General features: G+C 61.6%; 22 protein-coding genes. 3 read left to right on the top strand and 19 right to left on the bottom strand.

From position 1 onward, the window contains the following. Positions 1–52 precede the first annotated feature (52 nt). From fsa to HZR20_RS05815, 9 genes are all read right to left on the bottom strand, one after another. Positions 53–709, bottom strand: a complete 657-nt coding sequence (gene fsa, locus HZR20_RS05855) for a fructose-6-phosphate aldolase (protein WP_181685650.1) — start codon at positions 707–709, stop codon at positions 53–55. A gap of 45 nt (positions 710–754) precedes the next feature. Further along, positions 755–1,687 (bottom strand): transketolase family protein, encoded by a 933-nt coding sequence (locus HZR20_RS05850; RefSeq protein ID WP_181685649.1) that lies wholly within the window; start codon positions 1,685–1,687, stop codon positions 755–757. Continuing rightward, complete coding sequence (locus HZR20_RS05845; RefSeq protein WP_181685648.1) at positions 1,684–2,562, bottom strand: transketolase; 879 nt, start codon at positions 2,560–2,562, stop codon at positions 1,684–1,686. The genes HZR20_RS05850 and HZR20_RS05845 overlap by 4 nt, the downstream gene beginning before the upstream one ends. 70 nt (positions 2,563–2,632) lie before the next feature. Beyond that, positions 2,633–3,079 carry a ferritin-like domain-containing protein gene (locus tag HZR20_RS05840; RefSeq protein WP_181685647.1) on the bottom strand — a complete coding sequence of 149 codons (447 nt, stop codon included), beginning with the start codon at positions 3,077–3,079 and terminating at the stop codon, positions 2,633–2,635. Positions 3,080–3,193: 114 nt separating this feature from the next. Continuing rightward, positions 3,194–4,102 (bottom strand): AEC family transporter, encoded by a 909-nt coding sequence (locus HZR20_RS05835; RefSeq protein WP_181685646.1) that lies wholly within the window; start codon positions 4,100–4,102, stop codon positions 3,194–3,196. Between the two features lie 86 nt (positions 4,103–4,188). Then, positions 4,189–4,761 carry a UbiX family flavin prenyltransferase gene (locus HZR20_RS05830; RefSeq protein ID WP_181685645.1) on the bottom strand — a complete coding sequence of 191 codons (573 nt, stop codon included), beginning with the start codon at positions 4,759–4,761 and terminating at the stop codon, positions 4,189–4,191. Continuing rightward, positions 4,758–5,183, bottom strand: coding sequence for an aconitase X swivel domain-containing protein (locus HZR20_RS05825; RefSeq protein WP_181685644.1), 426 nt, complete (start codon positions 5,181–5,183; stop codon positions 4,758–4,760). Before HZR20_RS05825 ends, HZR20_RS05830 begins: the two co-directional genes overlap by 4 nt. Then, positions 5,183–6,361 (bottom strand): aconitase X, encoded by a 1,179-nt coding sequence (locus tag HZR20_RS05820; protein ID WP_181685643.1) that lies wholly within the window; start codon positions 6,359–6,361, stop codon positions 5,183–5,185. The genes HZR20_RS05825 and HZR20_RS05820 overlap by 1 nt, the downstream gene beginning before the upstream one ends. A gap of 18 nt (positions 6,362–6,379) precedes the next feature. Further along, the gene (locus tag HZR20_RS05815) at positions 6,380–7,681 is read right to left on the bottom strand and encodes a UbiD family decarboxylase (protein ID WP_181685642.1); all 1,302 of its coding nucleotides are present in this window, start codon (positions 7,679–7,681) and stop codon (positions 6,380–6,382) included. Positions 7,682–7,810: 129 nt separating this feature from the next. Between HZR20_RS05815 and HZR20_RS05810 the strand changes: the two genes are divergently transcribed. Further along, positions 7,811–8,536, top strand: a complete 726-nt coding sequence (locus HZR20_RS05810; protein ID WP_181685641.1) for an alanyl-tRNA editing protein — start codon at positions 7,811–7,813, stop codon at positions 8,534–8,536. A gap of 6 nt (positions 8,537–8,542) precedes the next feature. Here HZR20_RS05810 and HZR20_RS05805 read toward each other — a convergent pair whose 3' ends face one another. The 7 genes from HZR20_RS05805 to HZR20_RS05775 all read right to left on the bottom strand — a co-directional run bounded on the left by HZR20_RS05805 (position 8,543) and on the right by HZR20_RS05775 (position 11,861). Next, positions 8,543–9,154, bottom strand: coding sequence for a HemK2/MTQ2 family protein methyltransferase (locus HZR20_RS05805; RefSeq protein WP_181685640.1), 612 nt, complete (start codon positions 9,152–9,154; stop codon positions 8,543–8,545). Continuing rightward, positions 9,147–10,025: a 16S ribosomal RNA methyltransferase A gene (locus tag HZR20_RS05800; protein WP_181685639.1), complete on the bottom strand. Its 879-nt coding sequence runs from the start codon at positions 10,023–10,025 to the stop codon at positions 9,147–9,149. The genes HZR20_RS05805 and HZR20_RS05800 overlap by 8 nt, the downstream gene beginning before the upstream one ends. Continuing rightward, positions 10,022–10,588: a DUF655 domain-containing protein gene (locus HZR20_RS05795; protein WP_181685638.1), complete on the bottom strand. Its 567-nt coding sequence runs from the start codon at positions 10,586–10,588 to the stop codon at positions 10,022–10,024. Before HZR20_RS05795 ends, HZR20_RS05800 begins: the two co-directional genes overlap by 4 nt. An 84-nt stretch (positions 10,589–10,672) precedes the next feature. Beyond that, positions 10,673–11,029: an RNA polymerase Rpb4 family protein gene (locus HZR20_RS05790; RefSeq protein WP_181685637.1), complete on the bottom strand. Its 357-nt coding sequence runs from the start codon at positions 11,027–11,029 to the stop codon at positions 10,673–10,675. A 3-nt stretch (positions 11,030–11,032) separates the two neighbouring features. Beyond that, the gene (locus HZR20_RS05785) at positions 11,033–11,329 is read right to left on the bottom strand and encodes a 50S ribosomal protein L21e (RefSeq protein WP_181685636.1); all 297 of its coding nucleotides are present in this window, start codon (positions 11,327–11,329) and stop codon (positions 11,033–11,035) included. Between the two features lie 49 nt (positions 11,330–11,378). Continuing rightward, the gene (locus tag HZR20_RS05780) at positions 11,379–11,645 is read right to left on the bottom strand and encodes an elongation factor 1-beta (protein WP_181685635.1); all 267 of its coding nucleotides are present in this window, start codon (positions 11,643–11,645) and stop codon (positions 11,379–11,381) included. A gap of 36 nt (positions 11,646–11,681) precedes the next feature. Then, complete coding sequence (locus HZR20_RS05775) at positions 11,682–11,861, bottom strand: HVO_2753 family zinc finger protein (RefSeq protein WP_154551258.1); 180 nt, start codon at positions 11,859–11,861, stop codon at positions 11,682–11,684. Between the two features lie 146 nt (positions 11,862–12,007). Between HZR20_RS05775 and HZR20_RS05770 the strand changes: the two genes are divergently transcribed. Beyond that, complete coding sequence (locus HZR20_RS05770) at positions 12,008–12,292, top strand: DNA-directed RNA polymerase subunit L (protein ID WP_181685634.1); 285 nt, start codon at positions 12,008–12,010, stop codon at positions 12,290–12,292. Position 12,293: 1 nt separating this feature from the next. Here HZR20_RS05770 and arcD read toward each other — a convergent pair whose 3' ends face one another. The 3 genes from arcD to hisF all read right to left on the bottom strand — a co-directional run bounded on the left by arcD (position 12,294) and on the right by hisF (position 15,605). Then, positions 12,294–13,778, bottom strand: a complete 1,485-nt coding sequence (gene arcD, locus HZR20_RS05765; protein ID WP_181685633.1) for an arginine/ornithine antiporter ArcD — start codon at positions 13,776–13,778, stop codon at positions 12,294–12,296. A gap of 112 nt (positions 13,779–13,890) precedes the next feature. Beyond that, positions 13,891–14,712 (bottom strand): hypothetical protein, encoded by an 822-nt coding sequence (locus HZR20_RS05760; protein ID WP_181685632.1) that lies wholly within the window; start codon positions 14,710–14,712, stop codon positions 13,891–13,893. 77 nt (positions 14,713–14,789) lie between these two features. After that, positions 14,790–15,605, bottom strand: a complete 816-nt coding sequence (gene hisF / locus HZR20_RS05755; RefSeq protein WP_181685631.1) for an imidazole glycerol phosphate synthase subunit HisF — start codon at positions 15,603–15,605, stop codon at positions 14,790–14,792. A 161-nt stretch (positions 15,606–15,766) separates the two neighbouring features. Between hisF and HZR20_RS05750 the strand changes: the two genes are divergently transcribed. After that, a complete protein-coding gene (locus HZR20_RS05750) occupies positions 15,767–15,955 on the top strand; it encodes a DUF7550 family protein (RefSeq protein ID WP_181685630.1) in 189 nt (62 codons plus the stop codon). Positions 15,956–16,375 lie beyond the last annotated feature (420 nt).

Raw genomic sequence — 16,375 nt, 5'->3', positions numbered from 1 at the left:
TGACTGCGACATGGCGAGTCGAAACTGCGACAAATCCGAAAAACTGAGCGGGTTACTTCAGTGCTGGACTCTCGCGGTCGCCCCAGTCGTCGAGGAAGGCTTCGAGGCCGCCGTCGGTGCGGGGGTGATCGAACATCGAGTCGGCAACCTCGGGCGGCAGCGTTGCGATATCCGAGCCTGCTTTGGCGACTTCTTGGACGTGTCGCGGGTTACGAATCGACGCCGCGAGGATGTCCGTCTCGAAGCCGTAATTGTCGTAAACCGTCCGGATATCTTCGATGAGGCCGACACCGTCGTGGCCGTTGTCGTCCAAGCGACCGATGAACGGCGAGACCATCGTTGCGCCGTTCTTCGCTGCAATCAGGGCCTGGTTGACCGAGAACACGAGCGTGATGTTCGTCTGGATGCCCTCATCGTAGAGCGTTCGGAGCGCTCGCATGCCGTCGCGCGTCATCGGCAACTTGACCGCGATATTGTCGCCCCAGGTGTCGTACTCTCGGGCTTCTTCGAGCATGTCCTCATAATCCGTGGCGATCACTTCGACGCTGATCGGTCCTTCAACGAACTCGTCGAGCTCGTCGATGATATCACGATACTCTCGATCGGTCGAAGAGACGAGCGACGGATTCGTCGTTACCCCGTCGACCAGCCCTAGTTCGTCAGCTTCTCGAACCTCGTCGACGAACGCAGAGTCAATGTACGTGCGCATGGATACGATTTATTAGCCGACTGCTACAAAAAGGCCTTTCGCTATTTAGGCAAGCAGCTCTTTTGCCTGTTCGGCGATCGCGTCGCCGGTGAAGCCGTAGTACTCGTAGAGATCGAGTCCGTTACCGGATGTCCCGAACTCGTCTTCGATGCCGACACGCTTCATCGGCGTCGGCCGTTGCTCGGCCAGCACTTCCGCAACAGCACTACCCAGCCCACCGATGACGTTGTGGTCCTCGGCGGTCAGAACTGCACCGGTCTGCTCGGCAGATTCGACGACCAACGCTTCGTCTAAGGGCTTGATCGTCGACATATTGATCACGCGAGCGTCGATCCCATCCTCGGCCAGGATCTCGGCGGCTTCTTGGACGACATGGACCATCGCGCCGTGAGCCATCAGCGTCACGTCCGACCCGTCACGCAGAACCTCGCCCTTGCCGATCTCCGGCTCGTACTCCTCGGCGTCGTGGATGACAGGGATCGATTCCCGGGCAAGGCGGAGGTAAGCGGGCTCGTCGTCGTCAGCCAGCGCCGTCACCAAAGCGTTTGCTTCGACAGCGTCGGCGGGCGAGATCACACGCAGGTTCGGCAAGCCACGATAGGCCGAAATATCTTCGATCGTCTGGGCACTTGGGCCGTCCTCGCCGGTGATGACGCCGGCGTGACTGCCGACGACCGTCACGTTTTGTTTCGGCCGAGCGATCTGCTGGCGAACTTGCTCGAAGCCACGCTCTGAGAAGATGGCGAACGTATTCGCAAAGACCGGATGGCCGGTCTCGGCGATCCCTGCAGCGGTAGCAAAGAGGTCTTGCTCGGAGATGCCGACGTTGATCCAGCGTTCGGGGAGTTCGTCACGGAACCACCCGCCACGGGTGGATTTCGCCAGGTCGGCGTCCATGACGATGAAGTCCTCACGCTCCTCAGCCTCGCGCAACAATCCGTTCCCGAAGCCGTTCCGGGTGGAAATCTTCTCGCTCATTGGTCCACCTCCGTGTCTGCTGCGTTGTATCCGAGTTCTTCCATCGCCTCGTCGAGTTCCTCGTCAGTGATCGCACCGGCGTGATAGCCGTTAGGCTGGGCTTCCATGAAGTCGATCGGATGGCCCTTGACCGTATTGGCGATCAACAGGCGCGGGCCGTCCGTGGCGTTGATTTCTTCGAAGGCCGCGGCGATCTCGCCGAAGTCGTGGCCGTCAACTTCCCAGGTGTCCCAACGGAAGGCCTCGAATTTTTCGGCCAGCGGGTCGATCTCCATCGTCTCGGCGACGGGCAGATCGTTTTGCTTCTTGTTCCGATCGACAATCGCGACGACATCTAATTCTTTCTCGCCGGCGGACATCGCCGCTTCCCAGATATTCCCTTCCTGAACTTCACCGTCGCCCAAGATGGTATAGACGTCGAAATCGTCGTCGTCATAGTCGGCACCCAGTGCTTGCCCGTTCGCATAGGACAGGCCCTGGCCGAGCGATCCTGACGGAAACTCAACGCCGGGGACCTTCGGCGAGGAGTGGCCCGGCAATTCCCCACCCAGGCGACGGAACTCCTCGTTGGGATCACAATCGATGAAGTCGTAGCGAGCCAACAGTGCATACAGCACGGGGCAAGCGTGGCCTTTGCTGTAGACGAGTCTGTCTCGGTCCGGGTCGTCCGGATTCGCCGGATCGACGTTCAGTTCCTCGTTGTACAACCAGAGTAAAACCTCGACGGCCGACAGCGACCCGCCGGGATGACCCGACTGGGCTGCATAGACCATCTCGATAATGTCCTTGCGGACTGCCGGTGCCGTCTGGCGATAGGACTCTATTCGATCGGCAAGGTCGCCGTCAGGCGCTTGATCAATAGACACGGAATTCACCGATACCGGGTAGCCACTCTCTGGAGTAAAATCTTCCCTTTACAGTATTTCGTAATGGATGCAGGTCGATTCAGGCGAAGTCCTGCCGATAGCTGAGGAATTCCGCCCGGTGAGCCTGTTCGTCTGCCAACAGCTCCGTCGCCAGATCTTCGGTGACGGGATCGTTGGCTTCCTCGGCGGCCTCGATCAACGCCTCGTAGGTCTCGATGGCGTCTTCCTCGGCCTCGATGACACCGTCGATAACCGTGAGCACGTCGCTGCTCTCGGCCGGGGGCTGGAGTGAGTCCTGATTGACCTCGAAATCGGCCGATGCCGGCGGCACTTCCCCATAGTATCGGAGCCGGTAGCCGAGCTCCTCGGCGTGGTGGAGCTCCTCGTCGACGTCCTCTTTGAGGGATTCGGCGACCATCTCGCCCCGGACCGTCGCTAGGTATGTCCCGTTGGCAAGATAGTTCATCGCAGTCTCGATCTCATCCAGGTACGCCTTTCGCAACAGGTCGACAACGTCGTCTGACATACAGTTGGAAAACGAAGCGAATGCATATAAATGGAAACCGTCCGCTCCCAGCGACTGAGAAAGATGGACACGACGACAGAACATGTTCGGCCGTCGAGACGGCAAGAGAGCGACTCACGGAACAAGGGTGATCAACGCCGAAAGCGTGACTGCCGAGGCCACTGTCGTGAGGAAGACGTTCACGGAGGCTACTCGGCGATCACCACCCATCTCGGTGACGTAGACGAACGTCGAGACAGCCGCCGGTGCCCCAAACATGACGACGACTGTGCGGAGTTCCCAGGGGGTGGCCCCGATGGCGAAAAAGACCAGCCAGGCGACAGCGGGCATGACGAGCAGTTTCAGTGCCAAAACACTCCCGACGATCGAGCGATCGAAGTCGATCGATTCGAGTTCGATCGAGCCCCCCACACAGAGCAGCGCGATCGGCAGGGCCGCCTCGGCAACCAACCCAATGCCTTCGGCAGGCTGGCCAGTCACCGCGAACGGTGCCTGGGAGACCGCGAGTCCGATTAGCAACGCGATCAGGACAGGATTGGTCACCAGCCGTTTGATTTCATCTCGGACGTTCGTCCCAGCACCGGTGATCCGAACAAGCAGCGTGACCGTCAACGGGATTTGGACGAGCGCGCCGATCCCGAGGACGACGCTGCCGATCGCCGCCGCCTGGTCGCCGAGCGCACTCGCCACGATCGGGAGGCCGATGTAGCCCAGATTGGTGTGATAGGACTGGACCGTCGCCGCGGCTCGCGCGGAGGCCGATTCGAGCCGTCGGTGAACCACCATCGCGATCGCCGCCGTCACGGCCACGAGCACGACGACGCCGAGAAGTAGTCGTACCGAGACGATCTCGCCTAAGGGCTCGGCGTGCGTCGAGTCGAACACCAGCGCCGGCAAGACGACGTAGAAGGCGACGCTGTTGAGCCAGCCCACGCGGGTCGCCGTCAGGATACCGCCCGTTCGTAACCCGACGCCGACCGCAAGCAGGCCGATCATCACGACGAGGCGCGTCAGCACGTCCATCGCCTATCACTCGACGGCGGAGACGCTTGGGCCTTGCCAGTCGAGACCTGTGAGCGAGTCACCGGAGCGCGTCAGGGCCCACCTGCTCAGTCGGGATTCCAGGCGTCGTAACAGTCGTGATCGAGACCGAACCGTTCGAGGATCTTCCCGACGATGTGATCGACGAAGTCATCGGGGTCCTCGGGATCGAAGTAAAAGCCGAGAACGGGGGGCACGACGTCGACACCCAGCTCCGCGAGTTTCGTCAGATTTTCCAAGTGAATCTGACTCAGCGGTGTCTCCCGGGGAACGACCACAAGCCGGCGGCGTTCCTTCAGCGTGACGTCGGCGGCCCGGGTCACCAGCGAATCCGAGCGACCGGTGGCGACGGCCGCGACGGTGTTCATCGAGGCCGGGACGATTACCATCCCGTCAGTGTCGAACGAACCAGAGGCGATCGGCGCGCCCACTTCGCTCTCCCCGTAGAGTTCGGCTGAAGCCTCCTGTAGCCGATCCATCGTCGCTTCGCGCGAGCCAGACTCGTGGGCCATCACCGACTCGGCGGCGTCGGTGACTACCGTGTGGACCGCGCCGTGTTCAGCCAGGGCCTCGACTGTCCGGATGGCGATCGGGATCCCCGACGCACCCGTCACGCCGACGACGAAACGCGTCTCGGTCATTGTCGCCGAATCACGCCCGCGTCGGCGTCGACCTCGACGGTCTCGCCGTCTTCGAGCGTTTCCAGATCCATCTCCGGGGAGTCAAGACAGGGAATCTCCCCGAGGATCGCGCCCGTCGCGACGATCGTTTCGGTCTCCTCGTTGACGATCGCCGCCGGCGCACAGCCGTTGTTTGCCAGTCCGTACAGGACATAGGAGCCGACTGTCGAGCCCTTCCCGCGCGGGAACACCAGCACCTTGCCCGCAATGTTCTCGCCCTCCAGGGGATGGCCGTCCTCGATGAACTCGCCCGTGTCGGGTTCGACCGCGCCGTAAAAGCTGATCGGGACGGGCGAGCGGAGGACTTCCCCGCGGCCGGTTCCTTCGGTGATCGGCTCGGCTGTGATTTCGGTCGCTGCTCTGGCGGCGTCACTATCCGTCATCACTCGGTCACCTCCGCGAGCAGCGTCTCCTTATCGTTGAACGCCACGTCCTGGTTGCAAAAGCCTGGCAGATACGTCGCGGCCTTCGCCGAGTCAGTCGCACTGGATTCATACCCCAGTTCTTCGATCGGCGAGACGACGTTGCAGGTGTCCGCCAGTACCTTGCCGCCAGCCGCCTCGATGGTTTCAGTCAGCCCGTTCCGATCGGCCCAGGTCTTGACCGAAGCGCTCGTACAGACCCACAGATCGCTGGTGAGAGACTTGCCCTCGACGGTCGCCGCGACGTCCTGGATCTCTTCGGGCGAGCAGTGTGGACAGCCGATGACGACGAGTTCGGGATCCTCGGCCGTCGTGAGTTCGTCGTACTCTGCCTGGAGTTCGCCCTCGCCGAAGGTCACCGTCTCGACGTTTTCGGGGGGTTCCATCTCGGTCGTGACGCCCTCGACGAAGTGCAGTGCGACCGCGCCGGTGGCGGCCATCGCTGCCCCCAGGGCCTTCAGATGGTCCGTCCCGCCCGCGTCGATCCCCGTGAAGTACGGTTTGCCATCCTCGACGAGTCGGCCCGTCCACGATCCGAGGGCTGCGAAGTCTGCTTGACTCTCGATGTCGGCTTCGACATCGATCCGGTAGGTTGGCTGGCGATTCTCTTCGAGGTGGAGCCCGTATTTCGGCGTCCGGCCGGTGATTGACGCCGCCAGCGCCGAGGGACCGCCCTCGCGGTTGGTTCGAGCTCCAACCACACTGTTGACAAAGGAGACGGCCGAGGATTCGGCCCACGCGACGTGCTGGCCGCGCCGCGGGAGATTGCCCGCGAGGTAGGGCGTGCAGGTGAACGAGAGGACGATTCCCATCTCCTTGAGTGCGTCGCGAATGCGGAACTGCTGTTCGGCGAACTCGTCGTCGATGCCCAGCTCCTCCCAGCGTTCGAGGTCCATTCCGGCCGGGTTGGCAAAGGTCGGGACCGACGCTTCGGCGCCCTCGTCGGCGAAGCCTTCCAGAAACTCGACGCCGGGGTCACCGATCGACTTGTACGAGATGCCCGAGGCCTGGGCGGACTCGATCTCGATCATCTCCTCGGCACCGTAAATATCCCCAAGCTTGACGAGCAGTTCCATCGCCTTCCGGACGGCCGAATTGCTCGATTCGAGTAAATCTTCCTCGTGTTGTGTCAGGTGCATAGTTGGTCGTCTCCTGTGTTATTGGTAGTCCGTGAGGTCGATTTCCTCGGCTTTGGGCACTGTCACCTCGGCGAAGTCGCTTCGGTCGCGGTCGCCGGGCACGGTTGCATCGACGATCCACTTTGCGAGCGTCCCGCGATCGTAGTCCTGGGAGGGATCCAGGGAAGACCCCTTGGCGTTCTCGATGACTGTGATATCCTCGTCAGGCTGCATTCGCGTCGCGGTCGCCCATTCGACGGATTGCGGATCGGCCGGGTCGATATCGCTGTCGACGACGGTTACCTTCTTCATCGAGGGGTGGCCCGCCAGCGCGGCCATGCCGGCGTTCTTCGGATCGCCCTCGCTGCGCTTGTCGAGCTGGACCACGCCGTGCAGCCACGAGCAGCCGCCGGGCGTCAACACGACGTTCTCGACCGTCGGAACAGTGTTTTCGACGATCCGGTAGATCCGGGGCTCCTGCGGGATGCCCATCAGGTGGGCGTGTTCGGTGCGACCGGGGACGATGATCCGCGCGTAGGGATCGGGCCGCATGTAGAGATCCGCCACTTCGACGACGGGTTGCTGACGCGTCCGATCCCACGTCCGGGAGAGATCGACGAAGGGCCCCTCTTCGCTTCGCTCGTCGGTGATGGTCGGTCGCATGACGATTTCGGCGTCTGCGGGCACGTCGATCCCGTCGACCTCTGTCGTTGCAAAGGTGCCATCGAGCAGTCGATTGGCAAGCGCAAGCTCACTCTTTTCCGGGGCGAACGACGTTGCGGCGGCCAGTTCGACGGCCGGATGGACGCCCATCACGATCGCAACCTCCAACCCGCCTTCAGTACGGGAGTAGATGTCGTGGAGGTGCCGTTCGACGAGGCGCATCACGAGCCGGTTGCCCGAATCGAACATCATCCGGTGAAAGGATGCGTTCTGGACGCCAGTCTCGGGATCCTTGCTGATCACGACCGAGGACGCGAAGTACTGTCGCTCGTGCTCGTCGTAGAACACCGGAATCGGCACGTGGTCGTCGATCGTTGGCTCGCTTGCGACGTGCTCGAAGGATGGCTCGGCCGTTTTCTCGACGGGCAGCGGATCGTTCATCGCCGAGCCCATCGCGTCGACGATTGCCGACGGCTCCACATCGAGTGCCCGGCCGATCATCTCGCGGGAGCCGAGCGTGTTGGCCACTGCGCGCACGTTCGGGTATTCACCGACGGTCTCGAAGACGGTCGGTTTCGACTCGTCTTGGACGGCCAACGCCGGGAGTTCGAACCGCGCGTCGACGGGTTCGGTGAGCGTCGTTCGGGCCTCCTCACGCAGAAAGTCTCGCAAACCCATGATAGGCGGTGATTGCACGTCGACCTATTCATGTGCTGGGGTCTGCTCCCGGCAGTTGGGAACGCCCGTCAGGACAGGACCAGTCGTCAGATCGGGGACTTTGTAGTGATCGGCCCCGAACCAGGTCATATGACTGAACTGCGCTACCTCCCCGACGAAGACGACGTGACCGAGTTCGAGGCGACCGTTGTCGAAACGACCGACGACTCGATCGTTCTCGACGGCACTTACTTCTACTCGGAGGGCGGGGGACAGCCCGCCGATAACGGGACGTTAGAGTGGGACGGTGGCAGCGCATCAGTCGTCGACGTCCGGAAGGACCACGGCGATATCCATCACGAATTGGGTGACGTCGAAGGGGGGCTTCCGGGCGAGGGCGAGACTGTCACCGGACGCATCGACGAGCAGCGCCGTGAGGCTCACCGACGGATGCACACCGCCCAGCACATCCTCTCGCGGGTCGTCTTGGAAGAATACGACGCCACAACCGCCGGCAACCAGATCCACACCGACTTCTCGCGGATCGACTTCGAGCCCGCCGACTTCGACGACGAGGATCTCGAAGTCATCGAGGAACGGACCAACGCGGTAATCGAGCAGAACCTCCCGGTCGAGAAAGACGAACGACCGCGCGAGCGCGTCGAGGACAACGTCGCCGAGGGGCGGTCGAACCTCGATTTACTTCCGGATCACGTCGAAGAACTGCGCGTCGTCGAGATCGGCGACTTCGACATGTGTCCCTGCGGCGGGACGCACGTCGACCGGACAGGTGCGATCGGGGCGATCGAGATCACGAACCGCGTCTCGAAAGGGGCCGACGTCGAGCGAATTGAATTCGAATTGCGCGAGGAGTGACGGGACTCACTCGACCGTCAACCGCAGCACGACCAGCCGCTCGAACGGGAACGACTCCTCGGCGACGATCGACGAATTGAGCCCTTGCTCGCCGGCAAATTCCGTCACGTCGTCGATCCCGGTGAGACTGCTGACCAGCAAGAATGCCCGGCCGTCGTCCTGAAGCACTCGACCGACATCCGCCAGAAACGGATCGACCACCGCACGGCCGTCTTCGCCACCCGAGAGGGCCGCTTGCATCCAGTCGCCCCACTCCGTCTCGGGATCGGTTGGGAGATACGGCGGATTGAAAACCACGAGATCGACGGCGTCCGCACGGATCGGATCGAGCAGATTCGCGCGCACGGCCGAAATTCCAGCCTCGTGTACCTGCCGACAGGCCGCCGGATTCAGGTCCGTTCCAACCACGTCGACGCCAGCCTCGGCAAGCGCGCCCGCGACGTAGCCCGAGCCAGTCCCGATGTCCAGCGCGCGCTCGCCCTCCTTGGCCCCTTCGACGGCTGCTTCCGCAAGCAAGTGGGAGTCCTCGCTTGCCCCGTAGACAGTGTCGACGCCACGCTGGTCGGCCAGGGCTGGGCGGTCGACGTCCAGTTCGGACGACTGCTCGTCGTCAGTCATCGTTAGCGAGTCCCACTTCGTGGGCCAGACTCGCCAACGCCGCGAAATCTTCGGGCGCAAGCTTGCCGGCCCGCTTGCTCAACAGTTCCTCGTCGGCCGCTTCGACGACCGCGTCGGGATCGTCGAGTCCCGAGATGTGGGCCGTGTTCCGGATCCCGTTCCGGACGGTCTTGCGTCGCTGCGTGAACACGGCTTTGACGAAGTCCAGGAAGAACTCGTCGTCGGGAACGGTGTAGTCGGGATCGCGCGGGAGCGCCCGAACGATCGCACTATCGACGGCCGGCGGCGGCGAGAAGGCGTCCGGCGGGACTGGCTCGACGAGTTCCACGTCGGCATAGTGGCCTGCCGTCACCGAGAGTCGACCGTACTCGTCGCTGCCTGGTGTGGCGGCCATCCGCTCTCCGAACTCCTGTTGCACCATCGCGATCACGGGCTTTCCGTCCGGGAGCAATCGGAAGAGGATCTCGCTGGACGCGCCGTAGGGCAGATTCGAAATCGATGCAGTGTGATCGGGGAGGTCCACCGCCAGGGCGTCGCCTTCGATCACCGTCAGGCGACCGTCAGCGATCGCGTCCCCAAATTCCTCACGCAGGAACGCCGCCAGGTCTGGATCACGCTCGATTGCCGTGACGCGATCGGCGACAGCGAGTAGTCGATCGGTCAGCGCCCCGTTCCCTGCACCGATCTCCAAGACGTGATCGAGATCGATCTCGACATCGGCCGCGTACGTCGGGATCCGATCGAGGACCCGATCGTCGACGAGGAAGTGCTGATCGCGATCGGGATTGCCGGCGGCCCCGGCCCGCGAGAGCAGCGCGTCCGGGTCTCGGTGCCCGCCCGCCGCCACGTTCGTCTCGTTGCCGTCGCTCATTCCTCGCGACGGGCGAACGTCCGATATTTGAGGTCTTCTTCAGAAATCTCTTCCATAATCCGGTCGGCGAGCACCTCCTGTGGATTGTGCAGGCCATCGACTCGGTCGGCCAGTTCCTCGAAGCTCTCGAAGGGCTTGCGCTTGCGCTGATCGAGGACCGCGTTCCGGAGTTTCTTCCCGATCCCGGGGAGGAGATTCAACGCGTGGAGGCGGGTCGTGATCGGCTGGGCGTCGTTGAAGAAATCGACGAAGCGCGGCTCATTGTCCTCGATTATTTCCTCGATGGCGTAGTCGAGTTCTGACTGTGCACCACCCGAGAGGTCCTCGTACTCGACGTCCCGAATGACGTCGATCATATCCGTCTCAATGGAGATCCGGTCACCGATCGAGAGACTCGCATCCGCGAGCAGGGTCAACTCGACCAGCCGGAAGTTCTCGGTGGTTACCGCGTAGGCGAGAGGCTGTTTCTGGTATTGGGGGCGGTCGTCTTCCGAACGACCGTGTGGGAGATGATCGAGAATTACGGCCCGGGCAGCATCCGAGTCGCTTCCGTCGGTACTCATGTCCCATCGCTACGGTGAGGGGGCACTTAAAATCACGCGGGCCGCCCGGCGTCTTGACAGTTTCACCCGATTGCCGGCAAGAGGTCAGACGTACTTTGCGACGACGTCAAGAATGTCGTCGAGTTCGTCGCCATCCAGCGTGTATCGCTCTTGGGCGTAGATCGCACGGAGTTCGTCTCGGTCGCGTGGCTGGAGATTGACGATCTTGTAGGCAGTCGGTTCGTCGACTTTCTCCAACTCGAGCACTTCGTCGGCGAACTCCTGGGATTCCTCGGGATCGAGCGTCGCAAAGCGGTTGACGTGCTCGATCGCGCGGGTGAGCTCGTAGCGCATCTCCCGCTCTTCGTCGGCCGCGCGCTCTTGCTCAATGTCTGCGAGGAGTTCCTTCGCCTCGGCGAAGGTGAGGTACTCCTCACTGACCTTCTCCTTGAAGATCGTCATCCCTTACTCCTCGGTCTGCTCGCGCAGGTGAGCGGGCTTGGCGATGATGGTCTTGTCCTTGCCGCCGTCGTTGATCTGTACTTTGTAGGCTTTCCCCTGTTCACCGGTAACTTCGCCGGTGTGGCCCGAGAATCGGGGGTGGAAGCGACCATCAGCAACGCTTGGGTCGATCGCCAGGTGGACCATCTGGCCGACTTCGAACGATTCGACGGCCTGGTCCGGCGGCGAGGTACCGCGCTCTCGCGGGTCGTTTTTGAGCTTGTTACGCGTGCCTTCGAGTGGTCCGTTTGAACTGGGCATTCTTGGAGTGCGCTAATCCGGTTGGACTTATAAAACGTGCGTTCCGGCCCTACAGGCGACCGACGTCCTCGACGGAGACGCTCTCGACGTCGTCGACGTCGGAGAAGGCCTCTTCGACGGCCTCGGTCCCGCCAGCGTCATCAGGGACAACGACTGTCGGGATAAGCGCGACGAGGCCGAACGCGACATCGTCGCGGTCGAACCCGTTGATCTTCGCGCCTTCGGGGAGGGACTGTTCGAGGCGATCCTCGAGAGAGTCCAGGTCAACTTCGGGGCTTTCCGGCATAACCTTGATCGCGGCTGCTACTTTTCCCATGGATATGAGTTGCGGTAGGTAGTTATGTGCGTGTCGTTACGGGCCCGTGAACCCGCATTCGGGACATTCGTACAGCGTACTCTGCTTGCGACAGGTCGGACACCGGTAAATCCGGCGTCCACAATCGGGACAGTCGAACGCAGCGGCGTTGGTCCCCGAGATATTGATTCCGCAGGAGACACACTTCTGCGTACGTTTTTGTTGGCTCTCACTCATACTGTCCCGTTCCCGGCCCCGACGTTTAACCCTTACCAAGCTATCTCGTCCCCAACTACCTGTCCGGGCCCGTCGAACCTGGCGCGACAGACGACCGTTCGGACCTGTAACGTAACGTTGATGCGCGCGAGGCCATAGGTTCGAGCATGGAACTACGGGTTATCGAAAAGGGCGATACCTCCCTGTCGATCGAGGTCGCGGGCGAGGATCACACCTTCATGAACGTACTGAAGGGTGCGTTGCTGGAGACTGATGGCGTTGCCGCCGCGACATACGACATGAACCCTGAACAGTCCGGTGGACAGACCGATCCCATTCTTACGATCAAAACCGAAGACAACACGGATGCGCTCGATGCACTCGAAACGGGTGCCCAGCGCGTCGTCGAGAAGGCCGACGCCCTCGAAACGGCCTACAACACCGCAGCGTAATTCAATTGCTGTCGACGTTCGGCGAGGTTTCACCCACTGACGGCGTGGCAGGTTCCCCGACGTCTTCTTTGAAGCGAATCTGCCAGCCAGTCAGCCCCATCACGATCAACACGAGCGGTGAGAGAAAGCCGAGTAGGTAATACGGCGCATATTCGAGCGTGGGGACGCCGAGCACGCCGGCCATGTAGATCCCGCCGGTCGTCCAGGGGATCAGTGCGCTGGTGGTCGTGCCTGCCGCCTCGATCGCTCGCGAGAGATTCGAACTGTCCAGGTCATACTCGTCGTAGAGGTTTCGGAGCGTCAGTCCCGGGACGACGATACTCATGTACTGCTCGGCAGCGAGGACGTTCATCGAAAACGCCGAGACGGCGGTCCCGATCGTCAGACTCCCGACTCCACGGATCGTGCGTGCGAGGCCGTGGGCAAGGACCGCGAGGATGCCCATCCGCTCGAAGAGTCCGCCAAGCGACAGCGCGATCATCACCAGTGAGATAACCCACATGGCACCCGAAAGCCCATCAACTGCAAGTCGTGTGTCGATCGACTTGACGCCAGTCGAAGGCTCAGTCCCGAAGTGGATCGCCTGCCAGGCATCGATGGGTGCAAGGCCCTGCACGACCACGGCCGTCCCGGCACCGACGAAGACACCGGCCAACAGTGCTGGGATCGCTGGATACCCACGCAACGCGAGTGCAAACGTGACGACAAAGGGGACGAACGTTAACGCAGAAATCGTGTACGATCCTTCGAGTCCCGTAATGATCGTCTCAAGTTGCCCGACGGGAATCTCACCGCCTGCTTGCAAGCCCAAGACGACATAGGCGAGTACCGAAATGCCAAACGCCACCCCGGTCCCGACACGCATGGCACTGACGTGATCCATAAGGTCGGTGTTTGTTACGGCGGCCGCGAGGTTCGTTGTGTCTGACAGCGGCGAAACCTTGTCGCCGGTATAGGCCCCGCTGAGAACAGCCCCGGCCGTCATCGGCTCGGGGATACCCAACCCAGTCCCGATCCCGATGAACGCGACGCCGAGCGTCCCGGCTGTCGTCCAGGAAGAACCGACGGTGAACGCGGTCGCAAAGGCCAGTACGGCCGCGACAGGCAGGAATACCGATGGAGTGAGCACTTCTAGCCCGTAGACGATCAGGGTCGGGATCGTCCCCGCAGCGATCCAGGCCGCGATCAGCATGTAGACTATCATCAGGATCAAAATCGCTTGCATGCCCATCTGTAGCCCGTCGACGATCCCCTCGTAGAGTTCGTCCCAACTGCGGTCGAACCACAACCAGCCGATCAGGCCGGTAAACGCACCACTCCACAGCAACGGCATGTGCGGACTCGGCTCCTCGATCGGGAGGAATACCATCCACAGCGTCAGCAAGCCCAACATACCGACGATCGGGACGATCGCCTGCGTGAGCGTGGGTCGTCGATCGGGCGACAGTTCCTCGTACGTGACCGGTTCATACGATAACGACGGCATTCAGGCGACTTTTTCCGAAGGTTGGTATGGATGTTTCTATTCTTTCTTACTCGATCAATCAATTGACCGATTGTCTGTATTGCTCGTTTTCGAGTGCGATCGCGATTACTGGTCAGCAGATGACCTGGGTGACAAATAACGTTCCGTCGGGCGCGTAATGCATGTCGATGCCCGTCCGACTCGCTGTCCGCTGGAAGCTGTCGGTTTCATCTGCTAGCCGATCAGTGGCCAGTGTTTCACCAAGCGACCGCGGAGACGCAGACGCAGTCCAATTTGGCTGCAGCGGTCTCAGTGGGTACATTTTCGCCGAACACTGCACGTCGAAGGACTCCCCGAGCTCTGCCTTGGAGGGCAGAGACCCATCTCCGTAGACAGCTCTCACCCGGTGCTGGTTGTAGTACGTGGCAAGGGAATCGAGCGTCTCGGATCGCTCGAGTGTGGTGCTCCCGGCGGCCCCACGGCGGTCGTTGAGTGCCTCCAGATACGCAGTCTCGACGTCACCGAGGGACAGTCCGTCAGCTACGGTCGCGTTACCCGGTACGTTCTCGACAGTCGGCGGCCCTTGCGGCGTAAGGCCGGGCACCGTCACGATCCCGGTGATCGCGAGTGCCCCGATGGCGAGTAATCCGACCAGTACGCCGATAGCTGCCAGTTCCTGCCGGCCGATCAAGTCCAGGTAGCCACGGGTTGACAGATCGACGTCATTGTATTCGAGCGGTTGTTTCTCGAACGTACCGTGTCCACAGCGAGCACACGGGGGGTTGTTCCGCTGGTGCTGTCGGCCACATTCTACACAGCTCCAGACGAATGACTCTCGATCGCTTTCGGGTGCCCCAGGAACGACCGCCCGTTCGAAGTCGTGATGGCCGCAGTTGTCACACGGCGGGTCATTGCGGTCGTGTGGCTTGCCACACTGCGGACAGCGCCACTTCATGTCTTCACGGCCGACTTACACGTACAAAACTCCCGTGACTTCCGCCACAGTACCACCCAGTCTGTCAGGGCACCCATTTACAGCCGAATTGGGACGCCTCGATCGTCCAGATACGCCTTGGTTTCGTCGATCGAGTACTCGCCGAAGTGGAAGATCGAGGCTGCAAGCCCTGCATCTGCGCCGGCTTCGGTGAACACCTCGTACATGTCCTCCGGAGCGCCACAGCCCGAGGAGGCGATCACAGGCGTGTCGACGGCATCACAGACCGCCCGGGTGAGTGGGATGTCGTAGCCGTCTTTGGTCCCGTCAGCGTCGATCGAGTTGACGAACAGCTCGCCCGCACCACGTTGTTCGGCCTCCCTGGCCCACTCGATAACGTCGATCCCTGTGCCTTCGCGGCCACCTTTGACGGTGGCCTCGAACCAGACTGACTCGCCGTCGACTTGCTCGTAGTGTTCGCCCTCTTCGTCGTAGCGCCGCCGGGCGTCGACGGAGATGACGATGCACTGATTGCCAAAGGCGGTCGCCCCCTCCTCGATGAGGTCCGGGTTTTCGATTGCGCCAGTGTTGATCGAAACCTTGTCCGCGCCGGCCCGCAGTGTCTCCTTGATATCCTCGCGGGTACGGATCCCGCCACCGACCGTGAGCGGAATGAACACTTCGTCGGCGACTGCTTCGACGGTTTCGAGCATCGTCGCCCGCCCCTCTGCGCTGGCGGTGATATCCAGAAAGACGAACTCGTCAGCGCCCGCCTCGTTATATCGCTTTGCCATTTCGACGGGATCGCCCGTATACGTGAGGTCCTCGAAGTTCACGCCCGTGTAGACGGCCGCATTGCCGTCCTCGTCCAAGTCGACATCGATACACGGGATGATCCGTTTGGTGAGCGTCATCTGGCTTGCCCTACACAGGGCGGCATCAAAAGCAGTCCGCACGAGCGGCCTCACTTCAATCTGAGTGGGTTCTCGCCCCGTCCGATTGCTCACGACTCGGGAACCGTACCGACGTTGCTCGTTCCGGTACTTCGAAGTACTCCCTACACGAACGGATACGCATGTCCGACGAGCACGACGAAGACCGTCCAGCGTACGACCCGACCGAGCCCACGCCGCCGTCGCGGGAGCCACCACGCCGGAGTACTGCCCCTCAGAGTACGTACACGACGAGTCAGGTCGCGATGGGATGGGCGATCGCCGTCACTGGAGTCGTGTTGACGTTCGGTCTCCCCGTGCTGGTCGCATAAGGAACGGCGGTGGTCACGTTGAGATCTCCTCTCGACGGTGGTGGATTCGATGCAATCTCTCTGTATCCATCGCGTCAACGAGTCCGACCGAGTCGCCTGCCGGGTGTGTGACCGAGAAACTATCGATTCTCTACAATGCTCCCATCTGACTCTGAACTCGGTTCCACCCCGTCGTGATTCCGTCGAAGGTAAAGAAAAGTGACACAAAGCGGCCGTCGGAGCAAAATAAACACCCAGCCCCCCTTCACGAACAGTTCTGCGCAGCCAATATGCAACGATCCACAATCTTGGATGCCGTCTCTAGACTGGGCTAGTCGATTGGAGACGCTAGCCAGCTTCCAGGGCTTTCACACAGGATTGATGAAACTCCGTACTTCGCGGGTCAAGCCGCGCAAAATAACTCGCCAGGACGAACAAGTT

It is taken from the genome of Halorhabdus salina, assembly GCF_013839425.1.
Lineage (GTDB): Archaea > Halobacteriota > Halobacteria > Halobacteriales > Haloarculaceae > Halorhabdus > Halorhabdus salina.
Note: the sequence above shows the minus strand (reverse complement) of the source record. Positions and strands in the feature narration are given on the sequence as shown.